The 15,918-nt window shown below is 39.7% G+C and carries 16 protein-coding genes and 1 other RNA gene; 2 read left to right on the top strand and 15 right to left on the bottom strand.

Annotated elements, in window-relative coordinates:
- Nucleotides 1–39 precede the first annotated feature (39 nt).
- The 3 genes from rnpB to ACYVQ1_RS07835 all read right to left on the bottom strand — a co-directional run bounded on the left by rnpB (nucleotide 40) and on the right by ACYVQ1_RS07835 (nucleotide 1,378).
- Nucleotides 40–407, bottom strand: an RNA gene (rnpB, locus tag ACYVQ1_RS07845) — RNase P RNA component class B.
- Nucleotides 408–421: 14 nt separating this feature from the next.
- Complete coding sequence (gpsB, locus tag ACYVQ1_RS07840) at nucleotides 422–754, bottom strand: cell division regulator GpsB (protein ID WP_002889860.1); 333 nt, start codon at nucleotides 752–754, stop codon at nucleotides 422–424.
- Nucleotides 755–862: 108 nt separating this feature from the next.
- Nucleotides 863–1,378 (bottom strand): SLOG family protein, encoded by a 516-nt coding sequence (locus tag ACYVQ1_RS07835; RefSeq protein WP_461250344.1) that lies wholly within the window; start codon nucleotides 1,376–1,378, stop codon nucleotides 863–865.
- A 76-nt stretch (nucleotides 1,379–1,454) separates the two neighbouring features.
- Here ACYVQ1_RS07835 and recU point away from each other — a divergent pair, with 76 nt between their 5' ends.
- Together recU and pbp1a are read left to right on the top strand one after the other, a co-directional pair.
- A complete protein-coding gene (recU, locus tag ACYVQ1_RS07830) occupies nucleotides 1,455–2,051 on the top strand; it encodes a Holliday junction resolvase RecU (protein WP_048673914.1) in 597 nt (198 codons plus the stop codon).
- On the top strand, nucleotides 2,051–4,345 hold the full coding sequence (pbp1a, locus tag ACYVQ1_RS07825) for a penicillin-binding protein PBP1A (protein WP_461250343.1): 2,295 nt from the start codon (nucleotides 2,051–2,053) through the stop codon (nucleotides 4,343–4,345). Before recU ends, pbp1a begins: the two co-directional genes overlap by 1 nt.
- Before the next feature lie 100 nt (nucleotides 4,346–4,445).
- On the opposite strand, the gene pepC is transcribed toward pbp1a, so the two are convergent.
- The 12 genes from pepC to ACYVQ1_RS07765 form a co-directional block, all read right to left on the bottom strand.
- Nucleotides 4,446–5,783 carry an aminopeptidase C gene (gene pepC / locus ACYVQ1_RS07820; protein ID WP_461250342.1) on the bottom strand — a complete coding sequence of 446 codons (1,338 nt, stop codon included), beginning with the start codon at nucleotides 5,781–5,783 and terminating at the stop codon, nucleotides 4,446–4,448.
- A 101-nt stretch (nucleotides 5,784–5,884) separates the two neighbouring features.
- On the bottom strand, nucleotides 5,885–6,328 hold the full coding sequence (locus ACYVQ1_RS07815) for a DUF805 domain-containing protein (RefSeq protein ID WP_037598948.1): 444 nt from the start codon (nucleotides 6,326–6,328) through the stop codon (nucleotides 5,885–5,887).
- Between the two features lie 15 nt (nucleotides 6,329–6,343).
- Nucleotides 6,344–7,165, bottom strand: coding sequence for an ammonia-dependent NAD(+) synthetase (gene nadE / locus ACYVQ1_RS07810; RefSeq protein WP_154863780.1), 822 nt, complete (start codon nucleotides 7,163–7,165; stop codon nucleotides 6,344–6,346).
- Nucleotides 7,166–7,176: 11 nt separating this feature from the next.
- The gene (locus ACYVQ1_RS07805; protein ID WP_455458801.1) at nucleotides 7,177–8,631 is read right to left on the bottom strand and encodes a nicotinate phosphoribosyltransferase; all 1,455 of its coding nucleotides are present in this window, start codon (nucleotides 8,629–8,631) and stop codon (nucleotides 7,177–7,179) included.
- A 183-nt stretch (nucleotides 8,632–8,814) separates the two neighbouring features.
- Nucleotides 8,815–10,116 (bottom strand): ABC transporter permease, encoded by a 1,302-nt coding sequence (locus tag ACYVQ1_RS07800; RefSeq protein WP_461250341.1) that lies wholly within the window; start codon nucleotides 10,114–10,116, stop codon nucleotides 8,815–8,817.
- On the bottom strand, nucleotides 10,085–10,768 hold the full coding sequence (locus tag ACYVQ1_RS07795; RefSeq protein ID WP_461250340.1) for an ABC transporter ATP-binding protein: 684 nt from the start codon (nucleotides 10,766–10,768) through the stop codon (nucleotides 10,085–10,087). Before ACYVQ1_RS07795 ends, ACYVQ1_RS07800 begins: the two co-directional genes overlap by 32 nt.
- Before the next feature lie 213 nt (nucleotides 10,769–10,981).
- On the bottom strand, nucleotides 10,982–11,692 hold the full coding sequence (locus ACYVQ1_RS07790; protein WP_461250339.1) for a MerR family transcriptional regulator: 711 nt from the start codon (nucleotides 11,690–11,692) through the stop codon (nucleotides 10,982–10,984).
- 88 nt (nucleotides 11,693–11,780) lie between these two features.
- Nucleotides 11,781–12,206 carry a DUF3021 domain-containing protein gene (locus ACYVQ1_RS07785; protein ID WP_002883633.1) on the bottom strand — a complete coding sequence of 142 codons (426 nt, stop codon included), beginning with the start codon at nucleotides 12,204–12,206 and terminating at the stop codon, nucleotides 11,781–11,783.
- Between the two features lie 9 nt (nucleotides 12,207–12,215).
- A complete protein-coding gene (locus ACYVQ1_RS07780; protein WP_461250338.1) occupies nucleotides 12,216–12,671 on the bottom strand; it encodes a LytTR family DNA-binding domain-containing protein in 456 nt (151 codons plus the stop codon).
- A gap of 18 nt (nucleotides 12,672–12,689) precedes the next feature.
- Complete coding sequence (locus tag ACYVQ1_RS07775; RefSeq protein WP_002883669.1) at nucleotides 12,690–13,532, bottom strand: ABC transporter permease; 843 nt, start codon at nucleotides 13,530–13,532, stop codon at nucleotides 12,690–12,692.
- Nucleotides 13,532–14,398 carry an ABC transporter ATP-binding protein gene (locus ACYVQ1_RS07770; protein ID WP_461250337.1) on the bottom strand — a complete coding sequence of 289 codons (867 nt, stop codon included), beginning with the start codon at nucleotides 14,396–14,398 and terminating at the stop codon, nucleotides 13,532–13,534. The genes ACYVQ1_RS07775 and ACYVQ1_RS07770 overlap by 1 nt, the downstream gene beginning before the upstream one ends.
- A gap of 237 nt (nucleotides 14,399–14,635) precedes the next feature.
- Complete coding sequence (locus ACYVQ1_RS07765) at nucleotides 14,636–15,865, bottom strand: acyl-CoA thioesterase/BAAT N-terminal domain-containing protein (RefSeq protein ID WP_461250336.1); 1,230 nt, start codon at nucleotides 15,863–15,865, stop codon at nucleotides 14,636–14,638.
- Nucleotides 15,866–15,918 lie beyond the last annotated feature (53 nt).

The raw sequence follows: 15,918 nt of genomic DNA, 5'->3' as shown, positions 1-15,918 counted from the left end.
AGGCTGAGACATGTGTCCCAGCCTCACCTATATGCAATTTTCTATAAGCCATGTTTTGTTCCAGAAGTGACTAGGTACCACTTCCTTCGATAATCATCTGTCTACTGCAAAGCAGTCAGGATGGTCCGTTCGTTTCCAGCCATCCCATGCCCCTACCAAAGTTTGGGTTGCTAGCTTGAGGGGTTTACCGCGTTCCACTTTTTAGGTTTCCCTAAAAACTCCGTCACTGTGGCACTTTCAGAGCTACTAAAACCTATCCGAAGACTTAGCCAGTTCACTCGCCGTAACTTGAAAATCAAGTCCCTAGGCTTATTAATTCACCTAGCACAAACACTACTGGCATCACAGCCAGTGCTAGCATGGACTTTCCTCATGGAAGACTAGCAACCATGCGATTATCCAAAAATTGCACAAACCAGTTTTATTCGACGATTTGTTTTCCAAAGACCTCTTTCTCCAAACGACTGACACGTTTTAAGATATCATAGTTTGAAGCCGAAGCAACATTGGCATTCGCACGTGATGGTTCACTTGTCGCACTTGCGTATGCTGGGCGACTAGCAGGAGCTGATGAAGTCTTAGCCTTCAGTTTTGCATTTTCTTCTTGCAATTCCTTAACTAGAGCAATATAGACACCGTAATCTTTGATTACATCGTCTAGAAACTCATCTACTTCTTTTTTATCGTATCCACGCATGCTTGTTTTAAATTCTTGTTCGTAGATTTTCTTGGGCGTTAAATTAATCTTAGCCATTTTTATTCTCCAATACTTGTCTTATCTAACTTACTAATACTTTACTGTCTAATGTTTTTATGATACAGAAAAAAAGATAAAAATGCAAGTTTAAAATTCAATTATATCCTATTCCGACATGACTTCATTGAGGTCATCAAAAGTCAGTCTAGATACGGGATAACCCCTTGCTTCTAACATCATACCGTAAAAATATTTCAGATTTGTTTCATTTTCAGGTTCATAAAATAAATAAGCCTGATCTGTATTGTCAATGAGAAACTGATTAAATTGTTTAAACTGTGCTGGAGATTGGTAAGCGGGGAAGCTGTACTTGACAAAATCAACCTGCTTAAAGGCTGCTAGTTCTGTTTGATTCGCTTCATTCCAATTCTGACCATGCGTTTCAAAAGGGAAGAGGGTCGCTAACTTCAAAGGATAGTCTTTTTGAAGTTCTCTGGCTACTTCTAGTGCCCAAAATTCAAAACCGAGGTTCCCAGTAAAAATCATCCAATCCACACCATCATCCAAGAAACGCTTCAAATCACGTTTGATTGCTTTCTTGATAATGGTTACTTTAGGGTCCTTGTCTTTAAAAATGCCGAGTTCAAAGCTCTTATAGCCAGTTACCAGTAGTGATGTCATTTGTTGTTTTCCTCATTCATTTTATGGTATAATGAAGTAGTCTTTATGCATATCTTATAAAGAAGAAGGGAAAGAAATGGTAAACTATCCCCATCAGGTATCTCGTAAGATAGCACAAGTACGTCCTAAAAAATCAAATAGAGTTGACTTTGCCAATCGGGGGATGAGCTTTGAAACTGCTATTAACGCGACTAATGATTACTATTTGTCGCGTGGTTTAGCCGTTATTCATAAAAAACCTACCCCTGTTCAAATTGTCAAAGTCGATTATCCCAAACGCTCACGGGCAAAGATTGTAGAAGCTTACTTTAGACAAGCTTCTACTACCGACTACTCCGGCGTTTACAAAGGATACTACATTGATTTTGAAGCCAAAGAGACACGACAAAAGACATCCATGCCTATGAAAAACTTTCATGCGCATCAAATTGAGCACATGTCTCAGGTCATCAGTCAAGATGGGATCTGCTTCGTGCTACTTCACTTCTCGACGCTTAAGGAAACCTACCTTCTGCCTGCCAAAGACTTAATCGCTTTTTATCAGATTGATAAAGGGACGAAATCAATGCCTCTTGATTATATCAAAAAAAGAGGCTATGCAATTGCAGAAGCAGCTTATCCTCAAGTTCCTTACTTAGAAATCATTGAAAAATTATTAGGTGGTAACACATAATGGCTAAATTTAATTTCAGCAACTTTAAAGAATCACTTAACGGTTTGACTAAACGTGCTAAAAACATCAAGGTCAAGCGTTCAGATTCTTCTCGCTATAGCAAAGGAAAACGCTCTGCCGCTTCAGACCAAAGTTTGGGCTGGCGTATTGCAAAATACGGATTTATTGGACTGCTTACCTTCTTTGTAGTCTGTGTCATCGCTGGTGGTAGCCTCTTTGCCTACTATGTTAGCAGTGTTCCTAAACTTACCGAGAACAAACTGCAATCAACAAACTCAAGTAAGATTTACGACGCTAATGGTAGTCTTGTTGCCGACTTGGGAGCTGAGAAACGTGAGAGTGCATCAACAGATGAAATTCCAACAACTCTAGTTAATGCCATCACCTCTATCGAGGATAAACGTTTCTTCACTCACCGTGGGATTGACGTCTACCGTATCATGGGGGCAGCTGTTAACAACCTTCGTCGTAGCAGCACCCAAGGGGGATCTACACTCGACCAGCAGTTGATTAAGTTAGCCTACTTTTCAACTAACACTTCTGACCAAACCCTTAAACGCAAGTCACAAGAAATCTGGTTGTCACTCCAAATGGAGCGTCAATTCACTAAACAAGAAATCTTGACCTTCTATATTAATAAGGTTTATATGGGTAATGGTTACTACGGTATGAAGACTGCAGCTAAATCTTACTTTGGTAAGGACTTGAGCGACCTCTCTGTTGCCCAAGCAGCTCTTCTTGCTGGTATTCCACAAGCACCAACACAATATGACCCTTATGCTAATCCAGATGCTGCCAAAGAACGTCGTAACACTGTTCTTAATGAAATGTATGAAGACAAAAACATTTCTAAAGAAGAATACGAGCAAGCTAAAGCAACTGATGTATCAGATGGCCTTCTTCCACTTACGAAGAAAGCTAGCTATGAGCCATACTTAGATAACTACATCAAACAAGTTATTGAACAAGTATCTACCGATGCCAACGCTGATATTTACTCAGCAGGTCTCGACGTCTACACTAACCTTAATCCAGATATTCAAAAATATATCTGGAACGTCTATAATACTAACGACTACGTATACTATCCAAACAATAGTCTCCAAGTTGCTTCTACTATTATTGATGTTACTAATGGTCGTGTCGTTGCCCAATTGGGTTCACGTCACCAAGACGAAAACATTGCACTTGGTACCAACCAAGCTGTTCAAACAGACCGTGACTGGGGTTCTACAATGAAACCAATCACTGACTATGCTCCTGCTATTGAAAAAGGTATTTATACAAACACTGGTACGACTGTTTACGATAATCCTTACAATTTCCCAGGTTCTTCAACACCAGTTTACAACTGGGACCGTAAGTATTACGGAAGCATTTCATTGACTTATGCACTTCAACAATCACGTAACGTTACAGCCGTTAAAGCACTCCAAGCTGCTGGTTTGGAATATGCTCAATCCTTCTTGAAGGATTTGGGTATCGAGTATCCAGAAATGTACTACTCAAATGCCATCTCATCTTCAACATCATCATCAGATTCTAAGTATGGTGCATCAAGTGAGAAGATGGCCGCAGCTTATGCAGCCTTTGCAAATGGTGGTACTTACTATAAACCATCTTACATTAAATCAATCAAGTTTGAAGATGGTTCAACTAAATCATTTGATTCTAAAGGTGTCGAAGCCATGTCACCACAAACAGCCTACATGATGTCAAGCATGTTGAAACAAGTATTGACAGGTGGTACAGCAACTGAAGCTTATGTTCCTGGTACAATCAATGCTGGTAAGACTGGTACATCTAACTACGGTGACGATGAGTACTACAAAGTACAAAAAGAAAGTGGTGTCTATGCTGACCTTATGGTTCCGGATGAAACTTTCGTTGGTTATAATACTAAGTATGCAATGGCGATTTGGACAGGTTACAAAAACCGTAAAACACCACTTTATGGTTCAGACCTTGATATCGCTAAACAAATCTACGGTGTAACAAGTAGCTACCTTAACCAGATGTATGGTGCGGGTTCTGAAGATTTCGATATGCCTAGCGGTGTTTATAACAATGGTAGCTATGTCTTCCTTACTGGTTCTTCAACATCAAATGTTTACACAGGGTCACTTGGAACATCTAGCTCATCATCAAGTTCGGACTCCAGCCAAAGCAACGACTCATCAAGTTCACAAGATAGTCAACAGTATGGGCCTGATGCTTCAACAAATCCATCGACATCGGCCTCTAACGGCTCTGAGCATTCGAATTCAAACACTTCTACAGGAGAAGAACAATAAACAAAAAGAGTTATCCAAGCGGATAGCTCTTTTTACACGATAAATTTTAAAGAAGCTACGAAAACCACTGGAATCTTTTCCAGTGGTTTTATATATTGTCTTATTTTGAAGCAAGGGCTCCCATTGGATCCCAAGGAGCAAGTACTTGTGGCTCTGCTTCATAGGCTGCCAATTCTTCAGCTGTAAGGAAGTCTTTGCGGACAACGATTTGATAAGTGTATTCATCCATCCAGGCATCAGAAGCGACAAAGTAACCTTTTTGTCCAACCTTGTCTCCCCAAGAGTTTTCAACCTTCCATTTAACAGGTTTGCCATCGGCATCCAAATCAACCCCAGTCAATACCATGGCATGAGTCATGAGAGATTCACTGTAATCCAAACGTCCTGCCTTATCTTGAGTCAAGTTAATATCCATGCTAGCTGTAAAGTCATAAACATTAGTTGCAAGAATACCTTTTTGACGGTCTGAAACTTGACCAACATCTGAACCAAACCAAACAGTTTCTCCAGACTTCATCTGTGCAATAGCAAGCTCTTTGAAACGGTCCATTGGGAGGTTGATATAACGAACACTTGGTGCACCTACAACATTACCTAACATCTCAACAGTATAAGATTTTCCGTAAGGTTTATCAGTTGTTGGAGCGTTGATAACTGACACATAGTCGCTAAGTTTGAGACCCACATATTTTTCAAAGAATGCTTGTGGTGTGATATTTTTCTCAGATTGATAGTTGTCATCCTTATCTCGGTAGGCAAAATCAAACTGACGTGGTGGTAAACCGAGAGTCATGGCAAGATAATTGAAAATTTTTTGAAGAAGCTCTTCCTTCTTAGCTTGAACAGTAGCCTGATCAGCACCACTGGCAATTAGGTCACGTAAAATTTGAGCATCTTGACGAAGGAGCTTATTGAGGTATTGATTGAGCTCACGACTATTGCTTGAAGCTACAGATTCTGGATAAACCGATTTTGGTACAACACCGTATTTTTCAAAAAGTGATACGACCATATCCCATTGTCCACCATCTTGTTGAGGGGTATCCAAAAGGAATTTAACCTTACGACTGCCAATCTCTTGATCTGCTGTGGCAATAATTTGTTCCAAGAACCAGTTCGATTTTTCATACTTGTCCCAGAAGAAAGTGTGAGCTTGAGAAAGTTCGAAACTTTCCAATTTAAATTCTGAGATTAATTTGTGACGGAAAGTATTTAGTGCCGCAAACATCCAGCAACGTCCTGAAGCTTTCTGGTTAGACACCTCATCTTTAGTCAAATCGATTGAGAAAACATGGTCGTTTTCAACTTCTGATTGACGTGTTTCGATGGATTTGAGCAAGCCATTATGAGTTACAGCATTCTCAATAGCACTGTACTTGGCATTGGCCTCATATTCTGCAAATAGTTTATCTGTGAAATCTGTTGATAATGAAGTCATAAGATTCCTCCTTTTAAGCCTTATTCTTCTCTATTTTATCACTAATTTCTGAAAATTCAATTTAAAAATACCCCTAGGTTAAACCTAGGGGTACGACAATCTTATTCAACTTTATCAACCAGTGTTTCTGGTGCTGGTTTCGTTGGTTGACAAGACATGATAAGGAGGACAATGCTTCCAATCAATGAGAAGATAGCCAAGACTGGTACAAGCCCTATATAACTTAGAAGTACCCAAGCCGGATGAAAGCCTGCATCTCTTAAACGACGGATTTGTAGAGACAATTGAGGGATAAGTTCAATTAAGCTAAAAAGCATTAGTGGCCAAGCATAGGTAATAATTATTTTTTGCAGTTCAGTCTGATTATTCAACAGAGCTGGATCACTAAGGTCAACATTACTGAAGAAAGGAATAAGAACACAAAAAACAGTAAGAATAGTAATAATAATGACATTAACCAAGTAAGCCCACCAGTAGTCTGGACGAGTCGAACGTCCACTAAAGTCAAAGGCACGTTTCCAAAAATCAATATAAGCTTTGATCATAATTCATTTCTCCTCTTATTTCCAAAACTCATCAAAAATAGTGATTGGCAAGTGACGTTTATGTTGACCTTTACGCCACCAATTCTCAATAGTTTCCTGGGCTTTGGCTGATACTTCCTTGCCTTCAAGGTAATCATCAATCTCACGGTAGGTCACACCAAGTGCCACTTCATCAGCGATTCCTGGTTTGTCCTCTTCCAAGTCAGCTGTTGGCACTTTTTCATAAAGGGCCTTGTCCGCACCAAGTTCTGCAAGAAGGGCTGCACCTTGACGCTTGTTTAGACGAAAGAGCGGCAAAATATCCGCACCACCATCGCCAAATTTTGTGAAGAAGCCAGTAAGGTTTTCAGCGGCGTGGTCTGTCCCGATAACTGCCCCACTATTTTCTCCCGCAACTGCGTATTGGGTAATCATACGTTGACGGGCCTTGATATTCCCCTTGTTAAAGTCAGAAACGGTTACGCCTGCCTTGGCAAGTTCCGCAACCTGACCATCAACAGCTTCTTTGATGTTAACCACAAGACTCACATCTGGCTTGATAAAAGCAAGAGCACGTTGGGCATCATCTTCATCTGCTTGGACACCGTATGGTAAACGAATGGCGATAAACTGATAGTCTTTTCCTGTCTCTGCACGGAGCTCTTCAACCGCAAGTTGTGCTAGACGGCCAGCCAATGTAGAATCCTGACCTCCTGAAATTCCCAAAACATAGGTTTTTAGGAAAGGATGTTTTAGCATGTAGGCCTTCAAAAAATCAACAGATTTTCGAATCTCTTCTTTTGGATCAATGCTAGGTTTAACGCCTAGTTGAGCAATAATAGTTTCTTGCAAAGTCATAATTTCTCCTTTTACTCTGACAAGTCATGGGCTTTCTTACGGACATTATCAATCAAGGTCATCTTGTTATCCCAGACATCTTTAGCCAAGTCAACTGGATAATCTTGAGGGTTAAGCACGCGCTTGTACTCATTCCAAAGTTCGTCCAATTCCTTAGTCGCATAAGCCTTGATTTCATCAAGACTTGGTAACTCATAGATTAGTTGCCCCTTGTCGTAGATTGGGACCAAGAGTGGCACTGCATCAAAATCACGAACAGTCTTATTAATGTAGGTGTATGTTGGGTGGAACATATTAATTTCTTCTAGAGCATTAACATCCGTGTCTGCGAAAGTGATATAGTCACCTTCTGATTTGCCCTTAGCATGACTCGTAATACGCCACACTTGCTTCTTACCTGGTGTCGAAACCTTCTCAGCATTGTTGGACAACTTGATAGTATCATGCATGACACCCTGATCATCCTCGATTGAGACAATCTTGTAGACAGCACCCAAGGCTGGTTGATCATAGGCAGTGATAAGCTTAGTACCCACTCCCCAGACATCAATCTTGGCCTTTTGCATCTTCAAGTTGAGGATGGTATTTTCATCAAGGTCATTTGAAGCATAAATTTTGGCATCAGGGAAACCGGCAGCATCCAACTGCTTACGGACCTGCTTCGATAGATAAGCCAAGTCACCTGAATCAAGACGAACACCCAAGAAATTGATTTTATCACCTAGCTCTTTAGCTACACGAATAGCATTCGGAACACCAATCTTAAGGGTGTCATAGGTATCCACAAGAAATACGCAGTCTTTATGAGTAGATGCATAGGCTTTAAAGGCATCATAATCGTTGCCATAGGCTTGAACAAGGGCATGGGCATGGGTACCAGAAACTGGGATGCCAAAAATCTTGCCCGCACGTACATTGGACGTTGCATCAGCACCACCAATCACGGCTGCACGCGTTCCCCAGATTGCTGCATCCATCTCTTGTGCACGACGTGTCCCAAACTCCAACAAAGGAGCATCTTCAATGACAGAGCGAATGCGAGCTGCCTTGGTAGCAATAAGAATCTGGTAATTGAGGATATTTAGCAAGGCAGTCTCTACTAACTGACACTGGGCTAAGGGACCTTCCACTTGGAAAATCGGTTCATTAGCAAATACCAAATCACCCTCAAGAGCTGAATTGATAGTCAACTCGAGTTTTAGGTTGGCTAGATAGTCTAGAAAATCCTCAGGATAACCTAGATCTTTCAGATAAGCAATATCAGTTTCTGAGAAGGTCAGATTTTCAAGATAGTTGACAATACGCTCCAAACCTGCAAACACAGCAAAGCCATTTTTAAACGGAAGTTGACGGAAATAAACTTCGAAAACGGCCTTTTTATTGTGAATACCTTGGTTGAAGTAGACTTGCATCATATTGATTTGATACAAGTCAGTGTGCAAGGTTAAACTATCATCTTTATACATGGAATTCCTCCAATCGAATAGGTACTTATTTTTTGTTATTAATAGCTTGTATATGCTGACTATTATAGCATTTTTGAGCAATTGTCTCCACTTTTCAGAAAGTTAAATATTGTTTGGATTTTCCGATTTTTCTAATGTTTCTTTTGACGAAAAAGAGTAGCCTTGATAGACCACTCTTCATTTCTATTCATATCTTAGGGACTCGACGGGGTCCATTTTACTGATTTTACGTGCTGGAAGGTAGGCTGACACATAGCCCATCAAGAGTGAGAAGGCAAGCATGATAAGCATTGATCCCAGATTTAGGTCAAATACCTTGCTGACACTTGGGTAGAGATGTGAAACAATTATGTTGGCCAAGCTTCCAATTCCTTGTGACACAAGGAGGGCAAGAGCCAGTGAGATGCCCGTGATCCAAAGCGCTTCATAAACAAAGATAGCTTTCACGTCACGATTAAGGTAACCTACGGCCTTCATAACACCAATCTCTTTTGAGCGTTGCATGATATTGATATAGATGATAATCCCAATCATAACAGCCGAAACTAGGATGGCTTGTGACGAAAGGATAATCAAGAGAGCCTGGATAACACGGATGAATTTAATAATGACATCTAGGATAGCCTGCTGTGACAGCACCAGGTACTTCTTGTTTTTCTGTAACTTTTTAGTGACTTCCTTAGTCTTTGCCGGGTCCTTAAGTTCCAAAAGCATGTAAGAGACTGTCTTGGTAAAGCCATTTTCTTTGAGCAACTCTTCCAATTGTTTGGCTGGCATATAACTAGTGCTTTCTTCAGCGTCCTCGCTGTCATCAACAATACGGACAATCTTAGTCTTGATATCTGCTACTTTAGTTCCCTCAGCAGTATTTTCAACAATTTGAGCTGATACTTCCTTACCGATAAAGTCTTTAGCCTTGAGCTTCTTGCCGGTTTCTTCGTTGTACTGTTTAACAAAGCTCATTGGAAGGGTCAAGCCCTCCTCATCGGCCGATGTAAAAGGCTTGCCAGCTGAAATCTTTTCCTTATCATTTCGAGATGTAGAGATTTTTGTGTTCTTGTAGAGACTGATAATCTGAGAATAGTTAGGAAGGTCCTTGCTGAAATCCATGGTCTTGCCATCAAGAGTAAGACTGGCCATATTCATTCCAAAGGGACTCTCCAAATATTTAATGTCATCACTCTTAATCTGACTACGAATAAACTTCTCATCATCCGCATTTAGAACCCCTCTAGCTGCTGATTTTGCACTAAGACTAATCTGAATTTGAGATGGAATGTTGCCACCATCGGTACTGTCATTAATCATACCAACAATAGCATTTCCCAAACCAAAGGAAATTAAAACACCAATAAAACCAATAGAAGTGGCTGTCGCAATCAAAAGATTACGCCACTTACGTTCCATAAAATTGCTTAAAGATAATTTGAATTTGTTTTTGAGGGTCAACCCCTTATTTTTCGATTGTTTCAACGACTTCACCATCCTTCATTTTAATGACAACATCCGCATAATCCGCCACTTCAGGGTTATGGGTTACGATAATCACAGTCTTACCTGCCTCAGCTAGCTCTTTAAATATCTCTAGTACGTTTTCCTGTGACTGAGAATCAAGAGAACCAGTCGGTTCATCAGCCACAATCATTTCTGGATTATTGACTAGGGCACGGGCAATAGCCACACGTTGTTTTTGCCCACCAGAAAGCTGCTTAACATTTTTCTTGATAAAATCTCCAATCCCAAGACGGCTGAGCTCTCTTTCCGCAATCTCGACCATCTCTTTATCAGTCATATTTTTAACGTAAAGAGGCATCTTGACATTTTCAAGGACTGTTTGATGAGGGATAAGATTGAAATTTTGAAAAACAAAGCCAATATGAGCCTTTCTAAAATAGGTCAAGTCACGCTCTGAAAAATCACGCATATTCTGATTTTTGAAATAAAGATTACCTTGATACTGACTGTCCAAACCGCTAATAATACTAAGCAGACTGGTCTTACCACAGCCAGATGGCCCGTAGATGGCAGTGATCTTTCCTGGTGCAATCTCAAGTGTAACATCATTCAAAGCGCGCTCTTGGTTTGTACCATCGAGATTATAGTACTTTGAGATGTGGTCAATGGTTAAAATGGACATGATTTCCTCCGTAAATGTGATTTAGGTTAGAGTTCGATTGACTTTCCGCTGATTATCCACAAGAAATTTTTCAAGTAAATCAGTAGAAAGCTTTAACTAATCGCCTTCTAAAACGATACATTAATTATAATCATTTAATGTTTATAAAAATAGTGACATAAATGTCACTATGGCATGAGAAAAAGCCAAAGTCTTACGAACTTTGGCCTTGGTTTATTGACAATAAATACGAATAGCTTCTGCGAGAAAGACCGCAGTCCCTGCTCCTCCGACTTTATCGATAAAGCTAGAAAAGCGATTATCTATTTGGTACATCTGACCTAGCCCAGCTAATACCGTTTGGTCACATGGATAAAAATGCTGACTAATATAATCTTGCAACACCTTTACTTGCTCCTGAACACTATCATCACCGGGATTGGACTCCTTGAGTTGACCAAAGGTAGACATAATTGCAGTCATCTCTTTTGTAACTTTAGGGAAGGATTCCTCCCCCTTAGCCGCAAAAGCTTGATAAGTTTCTGTCTGACCCCATCTAGCCTGAGCTTCTTGCTGAAATTCTTCCAACGTTTTTTGATCAAATGCTTCAAATGACATTTCCTCTTCCTCCATTTGTAAGGCCTTAGCATGGGCTATGACAGCTTCTAAACGGGACTTTTTCAGCTCTAAAAGCTTGATTTGATCCTTAAGCGCTTGAACTTTGTCATAACCCGGTTGACCTACAATTTCCTTAATTTTTTTGAGAGGAAAGTCTAATTCACGGTAAAGCAATATTTCCTGCAAACGGACGACCGCATCGCGATTATAGTAACGGTAGCCATTTTCAGCAACCATTGACGGTTTCAGCAAATCAATTTCGTCATAATAATGAAGGGTGCGCACGCTGACACCTGATAGTTGGCTCACTTCTTTTACAGATTTCATTAGAACTCCTCTCTGATTAAGAGTATAGGCTATGACGCGGCGTGAGGGTCAAGGGGAAGAGAGTCTTTTTTGAAGTTCGTACAATTTCTTACTTTTCTTTCTTTTTCTGGCTTCGACGATGTAATAAGGCTTGATTAATACGTTGGGTTCTCATATGCATTTGCCAAATGAGGTAAAGCCAGATAATAATATAAACGGAAATGAAGACAATCCATATGATAGGATTCAGCAAAGCATCAATCCAACCCGCTATTAGACAAGTCCCTATCAGTACAATCGCCGTCAACAAGAAATGTAAGATTACTCTAAGTCTATACGACATACGGTCAAGCTCTTCCAAAATCCACGAGAGCATTCCCATTAAGCCACTCATCATAAAGAGGGCTAAAATATTTCCCACACTAACTTTTGGATAGATAAGCTGGGGAAATAGTTGACCTAGTAAAAGGAGGGCAAGGTAGAAGAACGATCCCGTTCTCACGCCGGATACAAAATAAGCAATTAAACGTTTCATTGATTCCTCCTAGACCCCTAAATAATCCATTAAGGATTTGACATATTTTCGGCTGACACTAGACTTAACGCCACCTGTCATTTTAGCCATCATATTTCCAGAAAAACTATCTGATAAAGACTCCAGATGGTCTATATTCATAACAGCATGACGTGATATCTGCAAAAAACTTCGACGATTGATGCGATGCTGAAAGTTTGTCAGTGTCTCTTTCATCGTATAGGTTTTGCCTATTGTATAAATCGTTAACACATTCTTATCAATCTCAGCTAGGATAATGTCATCAATTTTTACCATAACCAAATAATCATCCGTTTTAATAGGAATCACCACTTGATTTACAACTGAAAATTGTTCGAGGTAATCCATTACCTCTCGTGCTTGATCAGATAATCGCTCCGCTTGGATGACCACACAGGGGTCCTTTGTCGAAATATCTGATTTTTCTTCAAAACGAATTTTCATTCCTATTCCAACTCTCACTTATTTTTTCTTACTAGACTTCTTCACTAAAACAGACCAAAGAATGCCTACTAGAAGAATACCTCCTAACACTATAAAGTAAGTATTTTCCTTTGTCAACAACTCTTGCCACTTGAGTTGAACACCCATTTTCTCTTGGAACTCTTGACGAAGATCATCTTGACCTTTAAAGGTCTCACTTAATGTCTCATTCATGAGGACTTGCCGATAAAGTGCAGCAATATAAGTTGCTGGGGTACATTTCATTAGTAGTTGAGCAAAATTAGGTAGAACGCCCAAAGGTACATAAGTTCCTACCAAAAAACCGGAAGCTGTACCCACTATGGTCGCAAACTTTCCAAGACTATCTACTGATTGGAAAAAGTGAACAAAAATGGCATTCACCAAGCTAGAAAGCAGGCTACTAAGCAACATAATGAGGAGAACTTCAGGTAGTATGGATAGTTTGGGAACTTCTCTAAAATAGCCACACATCAGCACATACATAAGGACCTGCATGGCAAAAGAAATGATGATTGCACTCGCTAGATATGAAGATGGTAACCGCCACTTCCCTTGATCCGATAAATAAAGATCCTGATCTACTTGATGTTCACGGTCCTTTACCAACTGAGTCAAGGCAGCCAGACTGGTCGTAATCCCTGTCACTGCAAGCGTTCCACTCATTAGCCAATTATTTAACAAAGGACCACTGTTGGGGAGCTGAGCCCAAGCAACTGTTAGATTCTTTTGAAGAAAGATAATATAGAGAATAAAGGAAATCAAGGCTCCCAACAAGGAGAAGAAAACCCCTGAACGATTTCTAAAATACAATAAAAAATTCCGCTTTAGTAAGGCTAGCATTAGCGGACCTCCCTTCCTGTAAGTGCAATAAAGGCATCATCCATGGTCCCTGGACGAAACTCAAAATGGGCTAGTTTATCTCTAACTTGCGCCAGGTAATCAATGGCTTCTCTTTCACTCTCGGGTTGAAAAACATACTCCAATTGACTTTGTTGCTCTACTGACATTCCCGAAGTTTTGAGACTTTCTATCTGCTGTATCTCCTTGAAGCGAATCTTCAAGATGTTTTTTGCATACTGACTCTTAATATCTAATGCCGATCCTTGAGCAATCACTTTCCCATGGTCCACAATATAAATCTGATCAGCTTCATCTGCTTCATCAAGATAATGCGTGGTCAGTACAACGGTCATCCCCTCTTCCCTCTGCAATTGATAGAGCAAATCCCAAATAGACTTCCGAGTTTGGATATCCAAACCCGTTGTTGGCTCATCTAAGAACAAAAGGTCTGGACCGTGCAGTAGAGCACGCGCAATGTCAACCCGACGCTTTTGGCCACCTGAAAGCGTCCCGTATTTTTGTTTTTGGAAAGCTGATAGACCTAATCGATCAATGAGATTTGACACACGATTAGGTTTAAGACCTTTATACTGTTTAGCACGAATAATCAGATTTTCCCTAACTGTCAGCATCTCATCTAAAACACTGGTTTGGAAGACCACTCCAATTTTAGTACCGGGTTCATAGATAATTTCGCCTTGCGTTGGCTGTTGCAAACCAATCAACATGGAAATTGTCGTCGATTTGCCAGCCCCGTTCGGACCTAGAATCGCATTGAATGTCCCTCTTTTAAATTGTAAGTGAATATTATCCACGGCAAGATGATTTCCGTAACGTTTGCTTATGTTTTTAGCTTGTAAAATCATGTTCTCTCTCCTTTTGATAGAACCAGTCTAGCAAAAAAGCCGTTATAAAAACGGCTTTTGAGGATAAGTGGTCAAAATGAGAGTCCAAGTGGTGAGATGGAAGAGATAAACTGTATCTTCTGAAAAATCAAGTATTACAATAAAAAGCCAACTTCCATATTTAATTGCCGATAAAAAATAACACAAAAAGTAGGAATGAACTATCTTTTAATTTTATCCTCATAAAGTTTTCTAGTATCACTTCTTCAAATGCCTATCAAAAAAATGAATCGTAGCCAGCCAAGAGTCCTTACTCTCTTTCATCAATAAACGCCAATCTTTTCGATAACGGTGATTTGGTTGATAAGTCACTGTCAACATGTGACCTGTTTCATGATATTTTTTAAATGTAATGTGGTGTCCTTTATAATGTGAGACAATATCATCAATTGCTGACGAGGCATCCCATATTTCATCAACAGTACTTCCGAGCAATAAAATTGGCGAAGAGAGTTTACTAATGTCTATCCTAGCAGAGCAATCTTTAGGGATAGGTTTTCTAAAAAGTTTACTGAACAGATAATCTCTAAGTCGAAACTTTTGATAGGGAAGTTCTTTTTGCAAATGCGTCCAAGAAGAAGTATGAGAGTTCCATTTTCCTTCTATCCCTTCATACACCACATCAGAGGGTGAATTTAGTACCAAACATTGAATGTCATTAAAAAGGCTCTCCTCAGCTAAAACCAACTCTGCCCCCTTAGACCGTCCATAGATTCCAATTCTTTCACTATCTACTTGAGGATGCTGACGTAGATAATCCTTTGCTTCCACAAGGCACTCTAAAGGAATACGTTCCAAATGTTTTGGTAACCCCTCTAAACCAAAGTAGGCAACTGCTAGGCAAATATAACCTCTAGAAGATAAAAGCTGAGCTATATTCTGTGCCTTTTCAATCCGTCCTTCACTACCGCTCACAATAATCAATGCTGGTGTTTTTATTGCCTTTTTATCATAGAAGAGTCTCCCTTGAAAATGTTCCCCGTAAATATCTTGATGACTAATTTGCAAACTCATGTAACGTCTTGTAAAAATTCTATCTGCAATGACAGTAATTCCTTGCATAATTTTGATTTCCATAAAAAACCGATCTAATAAAGGAATTTTAGAAAGAGAGGTTGGGAGCTTCTTTTTCTTATTGGTCAAGGGCTTTGCATTAGAAAATAGTCCCATTGTTGAAATGCCTTCATAAGAACCAGAACAAGATGGAGTTCGTGACATATCAATAATACCATTCTCATCTGATACAAAAGTCGCTGTTGATTTCCATAAAACATCATGAGCTAAAAGCATGGGAGCATTGATACAATAATAATCAGATAGATACATTTCAACTCGATATGTTTCTTTTGGTTTTAAGCCATCGATGACAATATTAAAAGATTCGTCTGCTAACTCAGATACTGAAATAAGTTCAATTTGTATATTCATATCTTCCTCTTTTTGTTAATATGATTAACAATATGGTTTTAAAATTACCGTGA

It is taken from the genome of Streptococcus parasalivarius (genome assembly GCF_054785155.1).
Note: the sequence above shows the minus strand (reverse complement) of the source record. Positions and strands in the feature narration are given on the sequence as shown.

Bases quoted from the DNA above. Each gene is read 5' to 3' on its own strand.
- ACYVQ1_RS07775 (WP_002883669.1), bottom strand. From the start codon at position 13,532: ATGCTAGCCTTACTAAAGCGGAATTTTTTATTGTATTTTAGAAATCGT.
- ACYVQ1_RS07795 (WP_461250340.1), bottom strand. From the start codon at position 10,768: ATGTCCATTTTAACCATTGACCACATCTCAAAGTACTATAATCTCGAT.
- ACYVQ1_RS07770 (WP_461250337.1), bottom strand. From the start codon at position 14,398: ATGATTTTACAAGCTAAAAACATAAGCAAACGTTACGGAAATCATCTT.
- ACYVQ1_RS07805 (WP_455458801.1), bottom strand. From the start codon at position 8,631: ATGTATAAAGATGATAGTTTAACCTTGCACACTGACTTGTATCAAATC.
- pbp1a (WP_461250343.1), top strand. From the start codon at position 2,051: ATGGCTAAATTTAATTTCAGCAACTTTAAAGAATCACTTAACGGTTTG.
- nadE (WP_154863780.1), bottom strand. From the start codon at position 7,165: ATGACTTTGCAAGAAACTATTATTGCTCAACTAGGCGTTAAACCTAGC.
- ACYVQ1_RS07835 (WP_461250344.1), bottom strand. From the start codon at position 1,378: ATGACATCACTACTGGTAACTGGCTATAAGAGCTTTGAACTCGGCATT.
- ACYVQ1_RS07765 (WP_461250336.1), bottom strand. From the start codon at position 15,865: ATGAATATACAAATTGAACTTATTTCAGTATCTGAGTTAGCAGACGAA.
- ACYVQ1_RS07815 (WP_037598948.1), bottom strand. From the start codon at position 6,328: ATGATCAAAGCTTATATTGATTTTTGGAAACGTGCCTTTGACTTTAGT.
- ACYVQ1_RS07785 (WP_002883633.1), bottom strand. From the start codon at position 12,206: ATGAAACGTTTAATTGCTTATTTTGTATCCGGCGTGAGAACGGGATCG.
- ACYVQ1_RS07790 (WP_461250339.1), bottom strand. From the start codon at position 11,692: ATGAAATCTGTAAAAGAAGTGAGCCAACTATCAGGTGTCAGCGTGCGC.
- gpsB (WP_002889860.1), bottom strand. From the start codon at position 754: ATGGCTAAGATTAATTTAACGCCCAAGAAAATCTACGAACAAGAATTT.
- pepC (WP_461250342.1), bottom strand. From the start codon at position 5,783: ATGACTTCATTATCAACAGATTTCACAGATAAACTATTTGCAGAATAT.
- ACYVQ1_RS07800 (WP_461250341.1), bottom strand. From the start codon at position 10,116: ATGGTGAAGTCGTTGAAACAATCGAAAAATAAGGGGTTGACCCTCAAA.
- ACYVQ1_RS07780 (WP_461250338.1), bottom strand. From the start codon at position 12,671: ATGAAAATTCGTTTTGAAGAAAAATCAGATATTTCGACAAAGGACCCC.
- recU (WP_048673914.1), top strand. From the start codon at position 1,455: ATGGTAAACTATCCCCATCAGGTATCTCGTAAGATAGCACAAGTACGT.